Source organism: Halomonas alkalicola, assembly GCF_030704205.1.
Taxonomy (GTDB): domain Bacteria; phylum Pseudomonadota; class Gammaproteobacteria; order Pseudomonadales; family Halomonadaceae; genus Halomonas; species Halomonas alkalicola.
The window spans coordinates 2,938,221-2,957,398 of the sequence record NZ_CP131913.1 but is presented as its reverse complement, the minus strand read 5'-3'; the positions used below and the strand labels follow the sequence as shown (position 1 = coordinate 2,957,398).

Sequence of the window (19,178 nt, the reverse complement as noted above, 5' to 3'; positions counted from 1 at the left end):
GAGTTCCTCAGTAATCCTCATACCAGCTGCGCCCGTCCTGAGTGATCATGGCAATCGATGCGACCGGCCCCCAGGAGCCGGCCGGATAGCGGCGCGGCGGCTCATCGCGATCGGCCCAGGCGGCAATCAGGTTATCGCACCACTGCCAGGCGTGCTCGACCTCGTCGCGGCGCACGAAGAGGTACTGCTGCCCCTTCATCACCTCGAGCAGCAGGCGCTCGTAGGCATCGGGAATCCGCGACTTGGGGAAGGCGCTGTTGAAGTCCAGGTGCAGCGGACCACGGCGCAGACGCATGCCCTTGTCCAGTCCGCTGTCCTTGGTCAGCACCTCCAGGGCGATGCCCTCCTCCGGCTGCAGGCGGATCACCAGCTTGTTGGCGGCGAGTCCCCGCTGGTCGGGGTCGAAGATGTAGTGGGGCTGCTGGCGGAAGTGGATGATGATCTGCGAGAGCTTCTCGGGCATGCGCTTGCCGGTGCGCAGGTAGAAGGGCACGCCGGCCCAGCGCCAGTTCTCCACGCCGGTCTTCATGGCCACGAAGGACTCGGTATGGCTCTCGGTATTGGCCCCCTCCTCCTCGAGGTAGCCGGGCACCGACTTGCCGTTGATGGTGCCCGCCGTGTACTGGCCACGCACCACGTCACGCCCCAGCATGTCGTCGGTGAAGGGCCTGAGCGCCTTGAGCACCTTGACCTTCTCGTCGCGGATGGCATCGGCGTCGAGGTTGGCCGGCGGGTCCATGGCGATCAGGCAGACCAGCTGCAGCAGGTGGTTCTGCACCATGTCGCGCAGCTGGCCGGCGTCGTCGAAGTAGCCCCAGCGCCCCTCGATGCCGACCTGCTCGGCCACGGTGATCTCCACATGGGAGATATGGTTCTGGTTCCACTGGGTGCCGAACAACGGGTTGGCGAAGCGCAGCGCGATCAGGTTCTGCACCGTCTCCTTGCCCAGGTAGTGATCGATGCGGTAGACGCGAGACTCGGGGAAGACGGCGCCGATGGCGTCGTTGATCTCCGCCGAGGAGGCCAGGTCGTAGCCGATCGGCTTCTCGACCACCACCCGGCTCTGGTCGTCCAGGCTGCCGCTGGCCTCGAGGTGGCGGCAGATGTCGCCGTAGATCCTTGCCGCCACCGAGAGGTAGACCACCATGGGGCGCTCCTGCCCCGCCTCGCGCCCCGCCTTGCGCCACTCCTGAATCGCCGCATAGCCCTCGACGCGAGTGAAGTCGAGCTGGCGGTAGTCGAGCCGCGCCAGGAAGCGCGTGAGGGCCTTGCGGTCGAGCTCCTCGGCCTTGACGTAGGTCGTGAGCGCCTTCTCGACGCGCCCCTTGAAGCCGTCGAGGTCGAGCTCCTGGCGTGCCAGGCCGAGCAGGCGCGTGCCCGGGTCGAGCAGACCCTCGCGATCGAGCTGGAACAGCGCCGGAAAGAGCTTGCGCTGCGCCAGGTCGCCAAGGGCGCCGAACAGCGCCAGGTCGATGTCGGTGCTGGCTGCCTGGCCGGACCGGCTGAAGTGACTCATGTCCGCCTCTCTTTTCGTTGGATTACCAAAAAAATACCCGAATCCCGGGATCAAGACAATGATTTGTTGTAATCTTACGCAATTAATTGCCAGCCACCGAGGACGATTGGCCGCGGCCGACCTCCTCGGGCTAGGATAGTCAGCATAATGTAGTTAAATCACTACATCACCCGTTCCGGCTTCACCCCGCGGCCCCGTCCCGCCCAGCATGGAGAGCGCCACCGCGCCATGGCCCGTCACGACCTGATCGATCGCATTCGTCAGCGCCTCGAGGAGCTCAACCGCTCCGAGCGCAAGGTTGCCGATGTCATCCTCGCCGACCCGGCAACCGCCACCGGCATGAGCATTGCCACCCTGGCCCAGGCGGCTTCGGTGAGCGAACCTACCGTCAACCGCTTCTGTCGCAGCTTCGATGCCAAGGGCTATCCGGACTTCAAGATCAAGCTGGCCCAGAGCCTGGCCGGCGGCACCCCCTACGTCAGCCAGGCGGTGGAACCCGACGACACGGCCGCCGACTACACCGAGAAGATCTTCGGTGCCACCATTGCCGCGCTGGACAACGCCCGTCGCCAGACCGACCCGCTGCGCATCGAGCGGGTAGTGGACTACCTGATCCAGGCGCGACAGCTGCACTTCTTCGGCCTGGGCGCCTCGGGCGCCGTGGCCCAGGACGCCCAGCACAAGTTCTTCCGCTTCAACATACCGGTCACCGCCTATGTCGACGTGCTGATGCAGCGCATGGTGGCCTCGAGCTGCCATACCGGCGACGTGGTGGTGGTGATCTCCTGGACCGGGCGCACCCGGGAGCTGGTCGACATCGCCCGCCTGGCCCGGGAGAGCGGCGCCGTGGTGCTGGGCATCACCGCCCCCGACTCGCCGCTGGCTCGCGAGTGCACCGAGACCCTGGAGGTCACCACCCCCGAGGACACCGACCACTACATGCCGATGACCTCGCGGATGATCCAGCTGGCGCTGATCGACGTGCTGGCCACCGGCGTGACCCTGCGGCGCGGCGAGGACTTCCTCGGCCACCTGAAGAAGATCAAGGACAGCCTGAAGGATACCCGCTACCCCGCCGGCCGGCGCTGAGCCCCGCGACGCGCCAGCCAACTGCCCGCGAGAGGCTGGCCCAGGGCCCTCCGACAGCTTGCCATTCCCGCGCCATCCCTTACCATTGGCGGCCCTGCCTCATTGCCACGGAGCCGCCTCCATGCGCCGCCTCGCCCTTGCCGCCGCCGCCCTCGCCCTGTTTGCCCAGGGCGCGGCCGCCGAGACCTTCCGCTTCACCGCCATCCCCGACGAGGACCAGGCGCGCCTGGTGGAGCGCTTCGGCAAGGTCGCCGACTACCTCGAGGAGCGCCTCGGCGTCACGGTGGAGTACGTGCCGGTCAAGTCCTACAGCGCCGCCGTGACCGCCTTCCGCAACGACCAGGTCCAGCTGGCCTGGTTCGGCGGCCTCTCCGGGGTGCAAGCGCGCCGCCTGGTGCCGAACTCCCAGGCGCTGGCCCAGGGCAGCGAGGACGACGCCTTCATGAGCTACTTCATCGCCCATGAATCGACGGGGCTGTCGCTGGCCGACGAGCTGCCCGACGAGCTCGAGGGCATGAGCCTCACCTTCGGCTCGCGCACCTCCACCTCCGGGCGCCTGATGCCGGAGCACTTCTTCCGCCAGCGCTTCGACAATGTCGACCCCGAGGCCTTCTTCTCCCGGGTCGGCTACTCCGGCGACCACTCCCGCACCATCGCCCTGGTGGAAGCGGGCACCTGGGACATCGGCGCGGTGAACTACACCGTCTGGGAAGCCGCCGTGGCCGATGGCCGCGTCGACACCGACAGGGTCTCGGTCATCTGGGCCACCCCGACCTACCCGGACTACAACTGGACCCTGCGCGGCGACGCCGACGCACGCTTCGGCGAGGGCTTCACCGACAAGGTGCAGGCCGCCTTCCTGGAGATGGACGACCCGGAGCTCCTGGCGAGCTTCCCCCGCGAGGCCTTCATCCCCGCCGACAACGCCCTCTACGCGCCCATCGAGGAGGTCGCGGAAGAGCTCGGCCTGCTGCGCTGAGGGCAGACGCCATGGAGAGCGAGCAACGCCGGCTGCTGATCCGCTTCGAGGGCGAGGATCTCGGCCACGGTCGCGACCGCCAGGGGCGCCTCCAGCACCTGGTGCTGCCCGGGCTGACGCTCACCCTGCACGAGGGTGAGCGCGTGGCGCTGCTGGGCCAGAGCGGCTCGGGCAAGTCGACCCTGCTCGCCGAGCTGCGCGCCCGACTCGGGCGGCACGCGGCCTGGTGCCCTCAGCACCACGGCCTGGTGCCGCAGCTGGCCGTCTACCACAACGTCTTCATGGGACGGCTGCCGGAGCACTCGACGCTGGCCGGCCTGTGGAACCTGGTGCGCCCGCTCTCCCGCCCCTGGCGGGAGGTGGGCGAGCTGTGCGCGCTGCTGGGGCTCGAAGGGCTCGAGCGGCGCCCGGTGGGCCAGCTCTCCGGCGGCCAGCGCCAACGGGTCGCCATCGGCCGCGCCCTCTACCAGGGGCGCGACCTCTTTCTGGGCGACGAGCCGGTGGCCAGCGTCGACCCCCACCAGGCGCTGCGCCTGCTGGCGCTGATCGATTCACGCCACGCCACCTCGGTGGTCGCCCTGCACCAGCGCGAGCTGGCGCTGTCCCACTTCGACCGGGTGTGGGGGCTGCGCGACGGCCACCTGGTGATCGACGCCCCGGCGGCGACCCTGACCCTGGCCGAGCTCGACGCCCTCTACCCGGATGCTGACGAACCGGCCGGCGCCTTCGGTGCGCCGGCGGCGGCCGGGATGCCGAGCCCGGAGGCCCTGCCCTGCGCCCGGGGCCGCCCGTGAACGAGGCGCTGCCCCACCCGCCCCGCCACGGCCGCCACTGGTGGCGGGGCACCACCCCCGGGCTGCGGCTGGCCCGCCATACCCTGGCGCTGCTGGCGCTGGCCGTGGTGCTGGCGCCCCTGGCCGATCTCGCCATTCACACCCGGGACCCCTGGGCGGAACTCGGCCGCATGGCCATGGGCATGGCCTGGCCCGCCTGGGGATCACTGGAGTCGCCGCTCACCGCCGTCGGCCTCACCGTCGCGGTGGCGATCTGGGGCACCCTGGCCGGGGTGGTGCTGGGCTTCCCGCTGGCGCTGCTGTTCGCCCGCTCCCGGCTGGTACGCGCCGGCTGCGCCTTCGTGCGGGCGATTCACGAGCTGTTCTGGGCGCTGCTGTTCCTGCAGGTGTTCGGGCTCTCCGCCTTCACGGCACTGGCCGCTCTGGCGATCCCCTATGCCGGCATCTTCGCCAAGGTCTATGCGGAGATCCTCGAGCAGACGCCCCGCGCGCCCCGCGACGCCCTGCCCCCGGGCACCGGCCGCCTGGTGCGCTTCGTCTATGCGGAGCTGCCGCTGGCCTGGGCGCAGCTCGCCGCCTATACCCGCTACCGCTTCGAGTGCGCCCTGCGCGCCAGCGTGCTGCTGGGCTTCGTGGGGCTGCCCACGCTCGGCTTCCACCTGGAGACGGCCTTCCGGGAGGGGCGTTACCACGAGGCAGGGGCCCTGCTCTGGCTCTTCTACCTGCTGATCGCCAGCCTGCCCGGGTGGAGCCACCGACGGCTGATCCCGGTGCTGCTGATCGGCGGCGCCTGGCTGCTGGGCCCCTGGCCCAGCGTGGATGGCGCCCTGGTGTGGCGCTTCGTCTCCGAGGACATCTGGCCACGGGCGCTGCTGGCCGGCGACTGGCCGGGCCTGGTCGAGTGGCTGTCGCGCATCCCGGACCTGGGGCCGGCCATCGGCAATACCCTGCTGCTGGGGCTGCTGGGCACCGTGGGCGCGCTGGTGGTGGCCATGGCGCTCTGGCCGCTGGCCTGCCGGCACTTCGGCAATCGCGGCACCCGGCTCGCCGGCCATGGCCTGCTGATCGCGCTGCGCTCCACGCCGGAGATGATGCTGGCCTTCCTCTTCCTGCTGCTGCTGGGTCCTTCGCTGCTGCCCGCCTGGCTGGCGCTGGCGCTGCACAACGGCGCGCTGATCGCCTTCCTGGTGGCGCGCCACGCCGATGCCATCCAGCCCGCCATGCCGGGGCTCTCCGCTCCGGGCCGGCTAGCCTACGAGCTGCTGCCGCGGCTCTATCCCGGGATGCTGGCACTGCTCTACTACCGCGCCGAGGTGATCCTGCGCGAGACGGCGATCCTGGGGATGCTGGGGGTGGCGACGCTGGGGTTCTACATCGAGGAGGGCTTCGACTACCTGCTGTTCGACGTGGCCTTCTTCCTGCTGCTGGTCACGGTCACGGCGATGCTGAACATCGCCGTGGATGCGCTCTCGCGGCGAATCAGGCCGAAGGACGGGGCCGTCATGGACGACCCCTGCGCGCGGTAGGCCAGCGGCTCAGTAGCTGTACTCGCCGCTGACCACGGCGGCGGTGACGGTGATCTCCACCCGGAGCTCGTCGGCGGGCATCGGCGCGCAGACGCAGGTGCGCGCCGGGGCGTGGCCGGTGGGCACCCAGGCATCCCACACCGCGTTCATGGCGGCGACGTCGTTGCCATCCTTCAGGTAGACGGTGGCGGTGAGCAGGTTCTCCCGATCGGAGCCGATCTCGGCAAGCAGCGCATCCACGCGTGCCAGCATGCTCTTCGTCTGCTCGGTGATGTCGCCGTGGCGCGCCTCGGGGCCGGGCACCTGGCCGCACAGGTAGGCGATGCCGTTATGGATCACGGCGCGGCTCATGCGCGCCTTGGTGTCGTGGCGAATGATGGTCATGGGTACTCCCCTTGGCGGTTATCGACAGGAAGATGGCCTGCCGGATGACGATCAGGCCGCCAGTATCAACGGATCCTCGCCAACAGTCGATACGTCGTGGCAGCGCATGAAAAACCCGCGGCCTGAGCCGCGGGCAAGCATCGGAACCGCCGAGGACGGCCCGGCCAGGCCGCCGGTCTCAGAACCAGACTTCGGTCTGCACGCCGAAGCTCCACTGGCCCCCGGTGAAGCCCTCCTCGCCGAAGCTGCCGCCATAATTGTTGAGCGCCTCGCTCCAGTCGGTGTAGGAGGCGAACAGGCGGATCTCCGGGCGCTGCCAGAAGCCCCCCACCTGGGGCTTGAAGGTCGGCGCGACGGTAAACTTGCCGAAGTCCCCCTTCACGGCGTTGCCGCCCTCCCCCTGATCGAGGTCCATGTACTGGTAGCTGGCCTCGTACTGCATCTCGAAGTTCTCGGTCAGCTCGTTGGCCAGGCGCACGTTGAGGCCCGCCCAGGTGAACTCGTCGCCCTGCACGTAGCGGTCCCGGCTGGTCTCGGCAAGGAGCGAAGGTGCCACGCGCCAGCTCGGCGCCAGGTAGGTGGTGCCGTAGAGGCCCAGGCGGGTCGCCTGGGCGTCATCGGTGAGATTGCCGTCGGCGCCCAGCACCTTGGCCTCCGCGCCCAGGCCCTGGCCGTGGATCAGGGCCGCCTTGAAATTGCCCTCGGAAAGGCCGAAGAAGCTGTCGCCGTGGTAGGCCACTATAGTGTGGAAGCCGCTGTCGGCGGCGGTCTGGCCCGCCCCGATATCGCGCTCGTCGTTGTCCGCGGCGGAGAGGCCGCTGACCATGAACTGCCAGTTGCCGACGTAGTTGTTGCTGGTGAGGATCAGGCTGTCGGTGCTGCCCGCGTTCGGATCATCGCTGCCGATCAGGTCGAAGCCGCTGAAGCTGCGGCCATAGAGCGACAGGTTGGAGGTCCAGTCGTCGGCCAGCTGCATGTCGTAGATCCCCGCGCCGGTGCCGGCCAGGAAGACGAAGTCGCTGTCGATCCAGTGGATGTCGAAGTTGTCGCGGTCGAAGCGCTTGCCGGCCCAGATCGAGGCATTCTCGAAGACGCCGGTGAAGCTCGGCAGCTCACTGAACTCCGCATAGACCTGGCGAACGTTGAGGTTCGACTCGTCGGCGGTCCAGTCGTTGCTGGTGCTGACGGAGTCGGCCAGCATCATGCGGTAGTGGGCCCGGGCGCCGTTGTCGTAGCGCATCCGGTAGTTGAAGATGCCCTCCACGTAGGTATCCCCCTCGTTGCCCAGGCGCCCCACGGCGCCACCCAGGGGGCCGGCGGGCGTCACGTAGGGCCCACCGGGAATGCTCTTGCGATCCTCGCCCAGCAGCAGGCCGGAGCGGGCATAGGCGTTGAAGGAGAAGCCCTCCTCGCCGCTGGCCTGGCGCTCGACGCGGGCCAGGCGCTCCTCCACCTCGTCGGCATCCGGCCGGGCCCCGCTCTCGGCCCGGGTCTCAGCAAGCGTGGCGCGCTGTTCGGCATCGGCGGCGCGCTGCTCGGCGGCGGCGATCCGCGCCTCCAGCTCGGCCAGACGCTGCTCCATGCCATGGGTATCGGCGCGGGCGGCGCCGCTCAGCGCCAGGCCGGCGACGGCGATGCCAATGGCCAGAGGGGTCTTGAACATGACGGCGTTCATGGTGATGTCATCCCTTGTTGTTGTGATCTGTAACGATTCAGTCCGGCAGCGTAACCCGACCGTCGGGGCACCCCGGAGGGCGGGCTGGGCAAGCCCACCAAAACTTAATCGTTTAAGTCGACCTCCTCAACGTCGCCCGGCAAGAACGCGACCAATGTCTAATGCCCGCTCCCTGACACCCGCCCGCGCCGGCGAGAGCGGCGTAATCATTAGCTTGCAAGGTAAGTCGCCGCTCACTCCCTCGTTGCCGGCCACGCCACCGCCCCTTCGACAAAAGTCTAGGTTGATGGGGCCCGGCCCATGCTCTTAACTGTGCCGACGTACTTAATCGTTTAAGACCATCGCCAACCGACAATAACAACCGACGAGGACTCCCATGCTCAAGACACCTCTCATCACCGCCCTCGCCCTGGGCACCGCGACGCTTGCCACCACCGGCCAGGCCCAGGCGGCGGATCTGACCATCTCCTGCGGCGCGGTCGGCGCCGAGCTGACCCTCTGCGAGGAGGGCGTGCGCGCCTGGGAGGAGGCGACCGGCCACCGCGTCGACATCGTCTCCACGCCCAACTCCTCCACCGAGCGGCTGTCGCTCTACCAGCAGATCCTCTCCGCCAACTCCCGGGATATCGACGTCTTCCAGATCGACGTGATCTGGCCCGGCCTGCTCGCCAACCACCTGCTCGACCTGCGCGAGGCGCTGGGCGATGAGGCCGGCGAGGGGCACTTCGAGGCCATCGTCGAGAACAACACCGTGGATGGCCGCCTGGTGGCGATGCCCTGGTTCACCGACGCCGGGGTGCTCTACTACCGGGCGGACCTGCTGGAGCAGCACGGCCACGAGCCTCCCGAGACCTGGGAGCAGCTCACCGAGATCGCCCGCGAGATCCAGGCCGCCGAGCGCGAGGCGGGCAACTCGCGCATGCACGGCTTCGTCTTCCAGGGCCGCGCCTACGAGGGGCTGACCGTCAACGCCCTGGAGTGGGTGGCCAGCCACGGCGGCGGCAGCGTGGTGGAGCCGGACGGCGAGATCAGCATCAACAACGCGCAGGCCGCGGCGGCCCTCGACCTGGCCGCCAGCTGGGTCGGCGAGATCGCCCCGAGCGGCGTCCTCAACTACACCGAGGAGGAGGCACGCGGCGTCTTCCAGGGAGGCAACGCGGTGTTCATGCGCAACTGGCCCTACGCCTGGGCGCTTTCCCAGAGCGACGGCAGCGAGGTGCGCGGCAAGGTGGGGGTGACCCAGCTGCCGGCGGGCGGTGATGGCACCAGCGCGGCGGGCCTCGGCGGCTGGAACCTGGCGGTCTCCCGCTACAGCGAGAACCCCGAGCTCGCCGCGGACCTGGTGGCCTTCCTCACCGGCCATGAGGAGCAGAAGCGGCGCGCCATCGCCGGTGCCTACAACCCCACCCTGGCGGCCCTCTACGAGGACGAGGAGGTGCTCGAGGCGGTGCCCTTCTTCGGCGAGCTCTACGATACCTTCGTCAACGCCGTGGCGCGCCCCTCGGCGGTCACCGGCGACGCCTATGGCCGGGTCAGCAACGCCTTCTTCAGCGCCGCCCATGACGTGCTCTCCGGCAGCCGGAGCGGCGAGCAGGCCGTGGCCGACCTGGAGCGCGAACTGTCCCGCGTCAAGCGCCGCAACTGGTAACCCGGGAGCCCCGACATGAGCACCACCCTAGACGACTGCGCGCCCGCCGTGGCGCGCCCCCCGGCCAAGGCCTACCGCAGTACCAAGGTCCGCCGCCAGCGGGTCAAGGCCGCCTGGCTGTTCCTCGCGCCGATGCTGGTCGCCCTGGCCCTGGTGGCCGGCTGGCCGCTCGCGCGCACCTTCTACTTCAGCTTCACCGACGCCTCGCTTTCCGATCTCGGCGACGTCCTCTTCGTCGGCCTGGAGAACTACCTGGTCCTCGACGACGGCCAGTGGTACGGCGTGCTCGCCGACCCGATCTGGTGGCGCGCGGTGTGGAACACCTTTTTCTTCGCCATCGTCTCGGTCTCGCTGGAGGTGGTGTTCGGGGTGATCGTGGCGCTGATCCTCAACGCCCAGTTCAAGGGGCGCACCTTCGTGCGCGCGGCGGTGCTGATCCCCTGGGCGATTCCCACCATCGTCTCGGCGCAGATGTGGGCCTGGATGCTCAACGACCAGTTCGGGATCATCAATGAGCTGTTGATGGCGCTGCGCATCATCGCCGACCCCATCGCCTGGACGGCGGACGCCAGCTACTCCATGTGGGCGGTGATCATGGTGGACGTCTGGAAGACCACGCCCTTCGTCGCCCTGCTGGCGCTGGCCGCCATGCAGATGCTGCCCAAGGACTGCTATGAGGCCGCCGAGGTAGACGGCATCCACCCGGTCCGGGTGTTCTTCAGGGTGACCCTGCCGCTGATCACCCCGGCGCTGATGGTGGCGGTGATCTTCCGCCTGCTCGACGCCCTGCGAGTCTTCGACGTCATCTATGTGCTGACCTCCAACTCCACCAGCACCATGTCGATGTCGATCTACGCCCGCCAGCAACTCGTCGAGTTCCAGGACGTGGGCTACGGCAGCGCCGCCTCCACCCTGCTGTTCCTGATCATCGCGCTGGCCACCATCGCCTATCTCTACCTGGGCCGTAAGCGCCTCAACCTGGGAGGTGACGCATGACCTCGCGCCAGTTCAACAAACTCGCCACCCGCATCGGCTTCTGGCTGCTGGTGGCCTTCGTGGTGGTCATCGCGGTGTTCCCCTTCTATTACGCCGTGATCACCTCCTTCAAGCCGTCCAGCGACCTCTTTCGGGTCGAGCTGTGGCCCAGCACCTGGAGCCTGGCCAACTATGTTCAGGTGTTCACCCAGCGAAGCTTCCTCCAGGCGATCTTCAACTCCCTCCTGGTCGCCACCAGCGTGGTCTTCATCGCCCTGCTGCTCGGCCTCACCGCCTCCTACGCCCTGGGCCGGGTGCGCTTTCGCGGCCGCTCCACGGTGCTGCTGGTGATCCTCGGCGTGTCGATGTTCCCCCAGGTGGCGGTGCTCTCGGGGCTCTTCGAGGTGATCCGGGCGCTCAATCTCTACAACAACCCGGGCGGGCTGATCCTGAGCTACACCATCTTCACCCTGCCCTTCACCGTCTGGGTGCTGACCACCTTCATGCGCCAGCTGCCCATGGAGCTCGAGGAGGCCGCCATCATGGACGGCGCCACCCCCTGGGTGACCATCACCAAGGTGTTCCTGCCACTGATGTGGCCGGCCATGGCGACCACCGGGCTGCTGGCCTTCATCGCCGCCTGGAACGAGTTCCTCTTCGCCCTGACCTTCACCCTCACCGACAGCCAGCGCACCGTGCCGGTGGCCATCGCCCTGCTCTCCGGCGGCAGCGCCTTTGAACTGCCCTGGGGCCCGATCATGGCCGCCTCGGTGGTGGTCACCGTGCCCCTGGTGATCCTGGTGATCATCTTCCAGCGCCGCATCGTCTCCGGCCTGACCGCCGGCGCGGTCAAGGGCTGACCTCTTCACTCATTCTCGACCTGGGATTCCTGCATGCAAGACACGACTACCTGGTGGCGCGGCGGCGTCATCTACCAGATCTACCCGCGCAGCTTCATGGACGCCAACGGCGACGGCATCGGCGACCTGGCGGGCATCACCGAGAAGCTCGACTACGTGGCAAGCCTGGGCGTCGACGGCATCTGGCTGTCGCCCTTCTTCACCTCGCCGATGCTCGACTTCGGCTACGACGTCAGCGACTACCGCGACGTGGACCCGATGTTCGGCACCCTGGAGGACTTCAAGACGCTGCTGGCCAGGGCGCACGCGCTGGGCCTCAAGGTGATGATCGACCAGGTGATCAGCCACACCTCCGACCAGCATCCCTGGTTCCAGGAGAGCCGCGTCGACCGCACCAATTCCCGGGCGGACTGGTACGTCTGGGCCGATCCCAGGCCCGACGGCACCCCGCCCAACAACTGGCTGTCGATCTTCGGCGGCGCGGCCTGGACCTTCGACCCGCGCCGGCGCCAGTACTACCTGCACAACTTCCTGACCAGCCAGCCGGACCTCAACTTCCACCACCCGGAGGTGCGGGCCGCCCAGCTCGATAACATGCGCTTCTGGCTGGAACTCGGGGTCGACGGCTTCCGCCTGGACACCGTCAACTTCTACTTCCACGACCAGGCGCTTCGCGACAACCCGCCGGTGCCGGCGGGCGAGGCCAAGACCCTGGGCGCCCCGGAGGCCAACCCCTACACCTGGCAGCGCCACGTCTTCGACCTGAGCCGCCCGGAGAACCTCGACTTCCTGCGCGAGCTGCGCGCGCTGATGGACGAGTACCCCGGCACCACCACGGTGGGCGAGATCGGCGACGACAACCCGCTCGAGCGCATGGCCGAGTACACCGCCGGCGGCGACAAGCTGCACATGGCCTACACTTTCGACCTGCTCAACAAGCCCCATTCGGCGGCCTATCTCCGCGAGGTGCTCGAGCGCTTCCAGCGCCTGGCCGGCGATGCCTGGCCCTGCTGGGCGATCTCCAACCATGACGTGGAGCGCAGCGCCAGTCGCTGGGGCGCCGGGGAGGACCCGGTGGCCTATCCCGCGGTGATGCTGGCCATGCTCTTCTCGCTGCGCGGCAGCGTCTGCCTCTACCAGGGCGAGGAGCTGGGCCTGCCCGAGGCCGAGGTGCCCTTCGAGCGCATCCAGGACCCCTACGGCAAGGTGCTGTGGCCGGAGTTCAAGGGCCGCGACGGCTGCCGGACCCCGATGCCCTGGAGCGATGCCGAGAGCGGTGGCTTCACCGCCCCGGGCGTCGAACCATGGCTGCCCATGGAGGCGCGCCACCTGCCCCTCGCGGTGGCCCGCCAGGAGGACGACAGCAGCTCGGTGCTCAGCGCCACCCGCCGCCTGCTGGCCTTCCGCGCCGCGCATCCGGCCCTGGTCGATGGTGACCTCGAGCTCGTCGAGGTCGGCGACGAGCTGCTCGGGTTCGTGCGCGCGACGGGCGAGGAGCGGCTCCTCTGCCTCTTCAACCTCACCGGCCAGGCCCGTGAGGCCCGCCTGCCGCTGCCGGTCACCGAGGCCCTCGAGGGGCACGACTTCCGCCACGAGCGCGACGACGAGACCCTTCATCTGCCGCCCTACCAGGCCGCCTGGTTCAGGCTCTGAGCCACACTGATGTCATCACAGCATCGATAACGAACAGCACGCATAACAACAGGCCGGCCCGCGGCGCGAGCCGCCGGGCCGGCAAGGAGACACCCCATGGCAAGCGTCACCCTCGACAAGGTCAACAAGGTCTTCGGCAGCACCCATATCATCAAGGATGTGGATCTCGACATCGGCGATGGCGAATTCGTGGTCTTCGTCGGCCCCTCGGGCTGCGGCAAGTCCACCCTGCTGCGGCTGATCGCGGGGCTGGAGTCGATCAGCGACGGCGAGCTGAGCATCGGCGAGACCGTGGTCAACGAGCTGCCGCCCCGGGAGCGCGGCGTGGGCATGGTCTTCCAGTCCTACGCCCTCTACCCGCACATGACGGTCTACGAGAACATGGCCTTCGGCCTCAAGCTGGCCAAGACCGCCAGGGAGACGATCCACGAGCGGGTCATGGCCACCGCCCGCATCCTGCAGCTCGAGGAGCTGCTCGAGCGCAAGCCCAAGGCGCTCTCCGGCGGCCAGCGCCAGCGCGTGGCCATGGGTCGCGCCATGGCCCGTGAGCCGCGCATCCTGCTCTTCGACGAGCCGCTCTCCAACCTGGACGCCTCGCTGCGCGTACAGATGCGCAACGAGATCGCCCGCCTTCACAACCGCCTGGGCTCCACCATGATCTATGTCACCCACGACCAGGTGGAGGCCATGACCCTGGCCGACAAGATCGTGGTGCTCAACGGCGGACGCGTGGAGCAGGTGGGCAGCCCCCATGAGCTCTACCAGCGGCCGGCAACGAAGTTCGTGGCGGGCTTCATCGGCTCGCCAACCATGAACTTCCTGCCGGCGAGCCTGGCCGGTCACGCCGAGGCGGGCTGTCGGGTCTCGGTCGAGGGCGTCGGCGACCTGGCGCTGCCTCAGCAGGCCGGTGAGCACGCCGCCGGCACGGCCCTTTCCCTGGGCGTGCGCCCCGAGCACCTGCGCCTGGCCGAGGCCAGCGGCGACAACGCCTTCGAGATCGTCAACGTGGAGTACCTCGGCAACGAGGTCTACGTCTATCTGGACGCCCGTGACGGTGGCCCCCTGCTGATCCACCGCAGCGAGGCGCCCAGCCGCTGGCAGGAGGGACAGCGGGTAGCCCTCGCGCCGGACCCGCAGCATGTGCACCTGTTCGATGGGCAGGGCAGGGCCCTGTCGGCCGCCACAGCCCGGGCGGCGGCCTGAGGCTCGCGGCGCGCCCCGTCGTCGGGGCCGCGTCGCCCGGCAGTGGCCAAATGCCGCGCGGACCACTAGGATAGCGAGCTGACTGAATCGATCCAGATGGCGAAGGAATCGCGCTTGTGTCTACCCCCCGTCGTATCACGCTGAAGGATCTGGCACGGGAGCTCGGTGTCTCCACGGCCACCGTCTCCAACGCCTTCAACCGCCCGGACCAGCTCTCGCCCGCCCTGCGCGAGCGCATCCTCGGCGAGGCGCGCCGCCTGGGCTACCGAGGGCCGGACGCCATGGCGCGCAGCCTGCGCACCGGGCGCTCGCGAATCATCGCGGTGATCCTCGCCGAGAGCCTCACCTACAGCCTGAACGATGCCGTGGCCAGCGAGTTCCTCTCGGGGGTGGCCGAGGTGCTCGACACCCAGGGCCACACCCTGCTGCTGCTCTCTTCGCGGCAGACCCAGGCCCAGTTCCCGGGCTCCGCCAGCATGGCCGACGGCTTCATCGTCTACGGCCTGATGCCCTCGCCCTCGCTGCTGGAGAGCCTGCCGAGCCAGGCGGCCCTGGTGGCGGTGGACTTCGACATCGAGGGGCGCCCCGCGATCCATGTGGACAACGAGGTGGCGTGCCAGGCCATCGCCCGGCACGCCCTGAGGATGCCGCCACGGCGGCCGGCGATCGTCAACCTGCGCCTGACCGCCGAGCCCTGCAACGGCCCCATCACCGCGTCACATCGGCTGCTGGGCGCCGAGCAGACCATCACCCGCTCCCGCCTGACCGGCTTCTACCGCGCCCTGGCGGAGCGCGGCATCGACCCGGCCGGCGTGCCGATGTGGAACATCGAGGAGAACACCTTCGAGGTGTGCGCCCCGGTCCTCGAGCCGATCCTCGACCTGCCTGGCGACGAGCGTCCCGACCTGCTGCTGTGCATGTCCGACCGCATCGCGCTGACCGCCCTGACCCTGGCCGAGCAGCGCGGCCTGCGCGTCCCCGAGGACCTGCGCATCACCGGCTTCGACGGCATCGCCGAGGGGCAGTACCGAGCGCCGCGGCTCACCACGGTGCGCCAGGACAGCACCGAGAAGGGGCGCATGGCGGCCCGCATGATCCTCGGCCTGACCCCGCCCGCCTCGAGCCTGCTGGCCACCGAGCTGATGGTCGGCGACAGCTGCCCCTGACAGCATGACGCCCCGGGCTCCCGTGATTCACTCGGGAGCCCGGGGCGTCGTGGGCCGGTCGGCCTCGGCGCTCAGCGCTCAGCGCTCAGCGCAGCAGCAGCACCGGCACCGAAGCCTTGCGCAGCATGCCCGTGGTAGTACTGCCCACCAGCAGGTGGCGGATGCGCGAGTGGCCGTAGGCCCCCATCACCAGCAGGTCGATGCCCTTCTCCTCCTTGTAGGCGCGCAGGGTCGCCTCCACCTCGCCGGCGCGGATGGCGCCCTCGGCATCAATGCCGGCATCGCGCAGGGTCTTGAGCGCCCAGTCGAGCTGGGAGCGGTTGTCGCCGGTCTCGGCGCCGATGATCACCACATGCACACCGAATGCCTGCGAACAGGGGGCTCTTCGCCAGCATCTCCACCCCCTTGCGGGTGGTCTTGCTGCCGTCGAAGGCGAGCATCACCGCCTCGGGGGCCTTGAAGGTGTCCGGCACCATCAGGATCGGCCGGTGCAGGGTGCGCACCACCCGCTCCAGGTTGGAACCCAGATGGCTGCTGTCCTGGTGGGCGGACTCGCCCCGCTTGCCCATCACCAGCAGACGGATCTCCTCCTGCAGCTCCTCGAGGGTCTCCACCAGGGTGCCGTTGCGCTGGCGGGTGCCCGGTTCGGTGACGCCATCCTCGATGGCCCGCTCCCTGGCGGCCTTGAGCATCAGCCGGCCCTGCTCCTGGGCCACCTTGGCGCGCTGCTCGTCGAGGTGGGCGAGCTCCTCGAGCAGATGCTCCCGGGCGCCCAGGCCGATATGGCCGGAGAGATCCGCCTCGGCGATCTGAGGGTGGTTGTCCACCACGTGCAGGAAGGTCAACGGTGCGCCCAGGGCGAGGCTGGCCCAGGCCGCCGCGTCGCAGACCCCTTGCGAGTACTTCGAGCCGTCGATGGCGGCCATCACCTGATCTGTCATGGTCATCGTGCTCCTCAGTGGCCGCCCATCAGCTTGTCGACGGCGGCAGGATCATTGTGCACAGCATAGCGATCCACGATGGTGGCCGTCGCCTCGTTGAGGCCCACCAGCGCCACCTCGGTGCCCTCGCGGCGGAACTTGATCACCACCCGGTCCAGGGCCTGCACGGCGGTGATGTCCCAGAAGTGAGCCCGGGAGAGGTCGATGGTGACCTTCTCCACGCTCTCCTTGAAGTCGAAGGCGTTGCCGAAACGCTCGGAGGAGGCGAAGAACACCTGGCCCACCACCCGGTAGCGGCGACGGCTGCCCTCGTCGGCCTCCTCGGAGCCGATGTAGAGGATGTTGCCCACCTTGTTGGCGAAGTTCATGGCGGCGATCAGCACGCCGACGAAGACGCCGATGGCCAGGTTGTGGGTGGCCACGGTGACCGCCACGGTGGCCAGCATGACGACGTTGGTGCTCATGGGGTGCTGCCTGAGATCGCGGATCGAGGCCGAGGCCCAGCTGAAGGTGCCGATGGAGACCATGATCATCACGGCGACCAGCGCCGCCATGGGAATCAGCGAGACCCAGTCGGAGAGGAAGACCACCAGGATGAGCAGCAGCACCCCGGCCACCAGGGTGGAGAGGCGCCCGCGGCCGCCGGACTTCACGTTGATCACCGACTGGCCGATCATGGCGCAGCCCGCCATGCCGCCCATCAGGCCGGCGCCGATATTGGCGATACCCTGGCCCTTGCACTCGCGGTTCTTGTCGCTCGGCGTATCGGTGAGGTCGTCGACGATGGTGGCGGTCATCATCGACTCCAGCAGGCCCACCACGGTGAGCATCAGCGCATAGGGCAGGATGATCCACAGGGTCTCGAGGTTGAGCGGCACGTCCGGCCACAGGAAGACCGGCAGGGAGTCGGGCAGCTCGCCCATGTCGCCCACGGTGCGGATCTCCATGCCGGAGAACAGATAGACCGCGGTGAGCACCACGATGCAGACCAGCGGCGAGGGGATCGACCTGCCGATCCTCGGCAGGTAGGGGAAGCCGTAGATGATGCCGAGCCCCGCCGCGGTCATGGCATAGACGTGCCAGGTCACCCCCGTCAGCTCCGGCAGCTGGGCCATGAAGATCAGGATCGCCAGGGCGTTGACGAAGCCCGTCACCACCGAGCGCGAGACGAAGCGCATCAGCTCGGCAAGCCTGAGATAGCCGGCGACGATCTGCAGCACCCCGGTGAGCAGGGTGGCAGCGAGCAGGTACTCGAGGCCGTGGTCGCGCACCAGGGTGACCATCAAGAGCGCCATGGCGCCGGTGGCCGCCGAGATCATGCCCGGCCGGCCGCCGGTGAAGGCGATGATCACCGCGATGCAGAATGAGGCGTAGAGGCCCACCTTGGGGTCCACGCCGGCAATGATGGAGAAGGCGATCGCCTCGGGTATCAGGGCGAGGGCCACCACGATACCGGCGAGGGTGTCTCCCTTCACGTTGGAGAACCAGGTCTGTCTTATCGATTCGAACATGCTCTGTTCCAGTCAGGGGTGGGGGTCATGCCGGGCAGCGCTGGCGCCACGGACAGCGCAGGGCCATGGGCCGCATCCTTCGGAATGCAGCGCGTATCGCGGCGTTGGGCGTTATCGCTAGGGAGAGTTGTCGTCAGGGGTGGACGCAGGTGCGCCCTGGCAGCCACAGCGTGGCGCCATGCGGTGACGTCTCGATGACGAGACGCCGCCGGGGAAGGGGGGGTGTACGCTAGGGCGGAGTCGCCAGCCCTGCCGGGGGAGTCATCACGGGGTGCGGTCTCTGGTCTTGGAGGAGCGCTTGCGGGGCGCCCGGGTCTCCGTCACGGCTCCGAGCCACGGCATGAGCCGGGGTCAGGGTCGCCAGGAAATCGAGCCGCGAATTCTAGCAGTAACGCCGCGGCCCTGCACCCGGGGCAGGGCCGCCACGACCGGGTGGTCGTAATGGCGGGATCAGGAGGGGTCGTGACTGCCGTTGGACGACTGTCCGGCGCTGCGCGCCTGGGCCGCCGGCGAAGCCTTCATATGCTTGAAGGCCTTCATGATGTCCATGGGCAGCGGGAAGACGATGGTCGAGGCGTTCTTGTTGCTCATGTCGCTCATGGTCTGCAGATAGCGCAGTTGCAACGCCGCCGAGTTCTCGGCCATGACGTTGGCCGCCTCGACCAGCTTGCGCGAGGCCTGCAGCTCGCCTTCGGCATGGATCACCTTGGCGCGACGCTCGCGTTCGGCCTCGGCCTGGCGGGCAATGGCACGGATCATGGTCTCGTTGAGATCGACATGCTTGATCTCGACGTTGACCACCTTGATTCCCCATCCCTCGGTCTGGGCATCGATGATTTCCTGGATGTCGGCATTGAGCTTGTCGCGCTCGGAGAGCATCTCGTCGAGATCATGCTTGCCGAGCACCGAACGCAGAGTGGTCTGGGCCAGCTGGCTGGTGGCCATGGTGAAGTTCTCCACCTGGATGATCGCCTTCTCCGGGTCGACCACCCGGAAGTAGATCACCGCGTTGACCTTCACGGTGACGTTGTCCTGAGAGATCACGTCCTGCTCCGGCACGTCCATGGTGATCACCCTCAGGTCGACCACCTCCATCTTCTGGATGCCGGGAATCACGATGATCAGGCCAGGGCCCTTGACCCCCTGGAAGCGACCGAGGAAGAAGATCACACCGCGCTTGTACTCCGGAAGGATGCGAATCGAGGCCGCGATCAGCATGAACAGCAGCACGACCGGTACGAGATAGGGAATCAACATG

Annotated in this window: 15 protein-coding genes and 1 pseudogene; 10 read left to right on the top strand and 6 right to left on the bottom strand. The window is 68.4% G+C overall.

Annotated elements, in window-relative coordinates; all coding sequences use genetic code 11:
- Positions 1 to 7: 7 nt before the first annotated feature.
- Positions 8 to 1,516, bottom strand: coding sequence for a glucose-6-phosphate dehydrogenase (gene zwf, locus B6N23_RS13935; RefSeq protein WP_169959069.1), 1,509 nt, complete (start codon positions 1,514 to 1,516; stop codon positions 8 to 10).
- 228 nt (positions 1,517 to 1,744) lie between these two features.
- On the opposite strand from zwf, the gene B6N23_RS13930 reads away from it, so the two are divergent.
- From B6N23_RS13930 to B6N23_RS13915, 4 genes are all read left to right on the top strand, one after another.
- Positions 1,745 to 2,605 (top strand): MurR/RpiR family transcriptional regulator, encoded by an 861-nt coding sequence (locus B6N23_RS13930; RefSeq protein WP_305499966.1) that lies wholly within the window; start codon positions 1,745 to 1,747, stop codon positions 2,603 to 2,605.
- Between the two features lie 121 nt (positions 2,606 to 2,726).
- A complete protein-coding gene (locus B6N23_RS13925; RefSeq protein WP_305499964.1) occupies positions 2,727 to 3,584 on the top strand; it encodes a putative selenate ABC transporter substrate-binding protein in 858 nt (285 codons plus the stop codon).
- Between the two features lie 11 nt (positions 3,585 to 3,595).
- Entirely contained in the window at positions 3,596 to 4,378 is a 783-nt protein-coding gene (locus B6N23_RS13920; RefSeq protein WP_305499962.1) for an ATP-binding cassette domain-containing protein, read from the top strand.
- Positions 4,375 to 5,904: an ABC transporter permease gene (locus B6N23_RS13915; RefSeq protein ID WP_305499960.1), complete on the top strand. Its 1,530-nt coding sequence runs from the start codon at positions 4,375 to 4,377 to the stop codon at positions 5,902 to 5,904. Before B6N23_RS13920 ends, B6N23_RS13915 begins: the two co-directional genes overlap by 4 nt.
- A gap of 9 nt (positions 5,905 to 5,913) precedes the next feature.
- Here the strand turns inward: B6N23_RS13915 and B6N23_RS13910 are convergent, their stop codons facing one another.
- Positions 5,914 to 6,288 (bottom strand): RidA family protein, encoded by a 375-nt coding sequence (locus tag B6N23_RS13910; protein ID WP_119021841.1) that lies wholly within the window; start codon positions 6,286 to 6,288, stop codon positions 5,914 to 5,916.
- Between the two features lie 178 nt (positions 6,289 to 6,466).
- A complete protein-coding gene (locus tag B6N23_RS13905) occupies positions 6,467 to 7,963 on the bottom strand; it encodes a carbohydrate porin (protein WP_305499958.1) in 1,497 nt (498 codons plus the stop codon).
- Between the two features lie 376 nt (positions 7,964 to 8,339).
- On the opposite strand from B6N23_RS13905, the gene B6N23_RS13900 reads away from it, so the two are divergent.
- The 6 genes from B6N23_RS13900 to B6N23_RS13875 all read left to right on the top strand — a co-directional run bounded on the left by B6N23_RS13900 (position 8,340) and on the right by B6N23_RS13875 (position 15,468).
- Positions 8,340 to 9,611 (top strand): ABC transporter substrate-binding protein, encoded by a 1,272-nt coding sequence (locus B6N23_RS13900; RefSeq protein WP_302139309.1) that lies wholly within the window; start codon positions 8,340 to 8,342, stop codon positions 9,609 to 9,611.
- 15 nt (positions 9,612 to 9,626) lie between these two features.
- Positions 9,627 to 10,607 carry a carbohydrate ABC transporter permease gene (locus B6N23_RS13895; RefSeq protein WP_305499955.1) on the top strand — a complete coding sequence of 327 codons (981 nt, stop codon included), beginning with the start codon at positions 9,627 to 9,629 and terminating at the stop codon, positions 10,605 to 10,607.
- Entirely contained in the window at positions 10,604 to 11,446 is an 843-nt protein-coding gene (locus B6N23_RS13890) for a carbohydrate ABC transporter permease (protein ID WP_119021845.1), read from the top strand. The genes B6N23_RS13895 and B6N23_RS13890 overlap by 4 nt, the downstream gene beginning before the upstream one ends.
- A gap of 33 nt (positions 11,447 to 11,479) precedes the next feature.
- Positions 11,480 to 13,099: an alpha-glucosidase family protein gene (locus B6N23_RS13885; protein ID WP_305499952.1), complete on the top strand. Its 1,620-nt coding sequence runs from the start codon at positions 11,480 to 11,482 to the stop codon at positions 13,097 to 13,099.
- A 96-nt stretch (positions 13,100 to 13,195) separates the two neighbouring features.
- Positions 13,196 to 14,302 (top strand): ABC transporter ATP-binding protein, encoded by a 1,107-nt coding sequence (locus B6N23_RS13880; RefSeq protein WP_305499949.1) that lies wholly within the window; start codon positions 13,196 to 13,198, stop codon positions 14,300 to 14,302.
- Positions 14,303 to 14,418: 116 nt separating this feature from the next.
- The gene (locus tag B6N23_RS13875; protein ID WP_305499947.1) at positions 14,419 to 15,468 is read left to right on the top strand and encodes a substrate-binding domain-containing protein; all 1,050 of its coding nucleotides are present in this window, start codon (positions 14,419 to 14,421) and stop codon (positions 15,466 to 15,468) included.
- Between the two features lie 85 nt (positions 15,469 to 15,553).
- On the opposite strand, the pseudogene B6N23_RS13870 reads toward B6N23_RS13875, so the two are convergent.
- The 3 genes and pseudogenes from B6N23_RS13870 to B6N23_RS13860 form a co-directional block, all read right to left on the bottom strand.
- Positions 15,554 to 16,409, bottom strand: a pseudogene (locus B6N23_RS13870) (universal stress protein).
- Between the two features lie 14 nt (positions 16,410 to 16,423).
- Positions 16,424 to 17,920 carry a SulP family inorganic anion transporter gene (locus tag B6N23_RS13865; protein ID WP_305499945.1) on the bottom strand — a complete coding sequence of 499 codons (1,497 nt, stop codon included), beginning with the start codon at positions 17,918 to 17,920 and terminating at the stop codon, positions 16,424 to 16,426.
- Positions 17,921 to 18,370: 450 nt separating this feature from the next.
- Positions 18,371 to 19,177: a slipin family protein gene (locus tag B6N23_RS13860; RefSeq protein WP_305499943.1), complete on the bottom strand. Its 807-nt coding sequence runs from the start codon at positions 19,175 to 19,177 to the stop codon at positions 18,371 to 18,373.
- Between the last annotated feature and the right edge of the window lies 1 nt (position 19,178).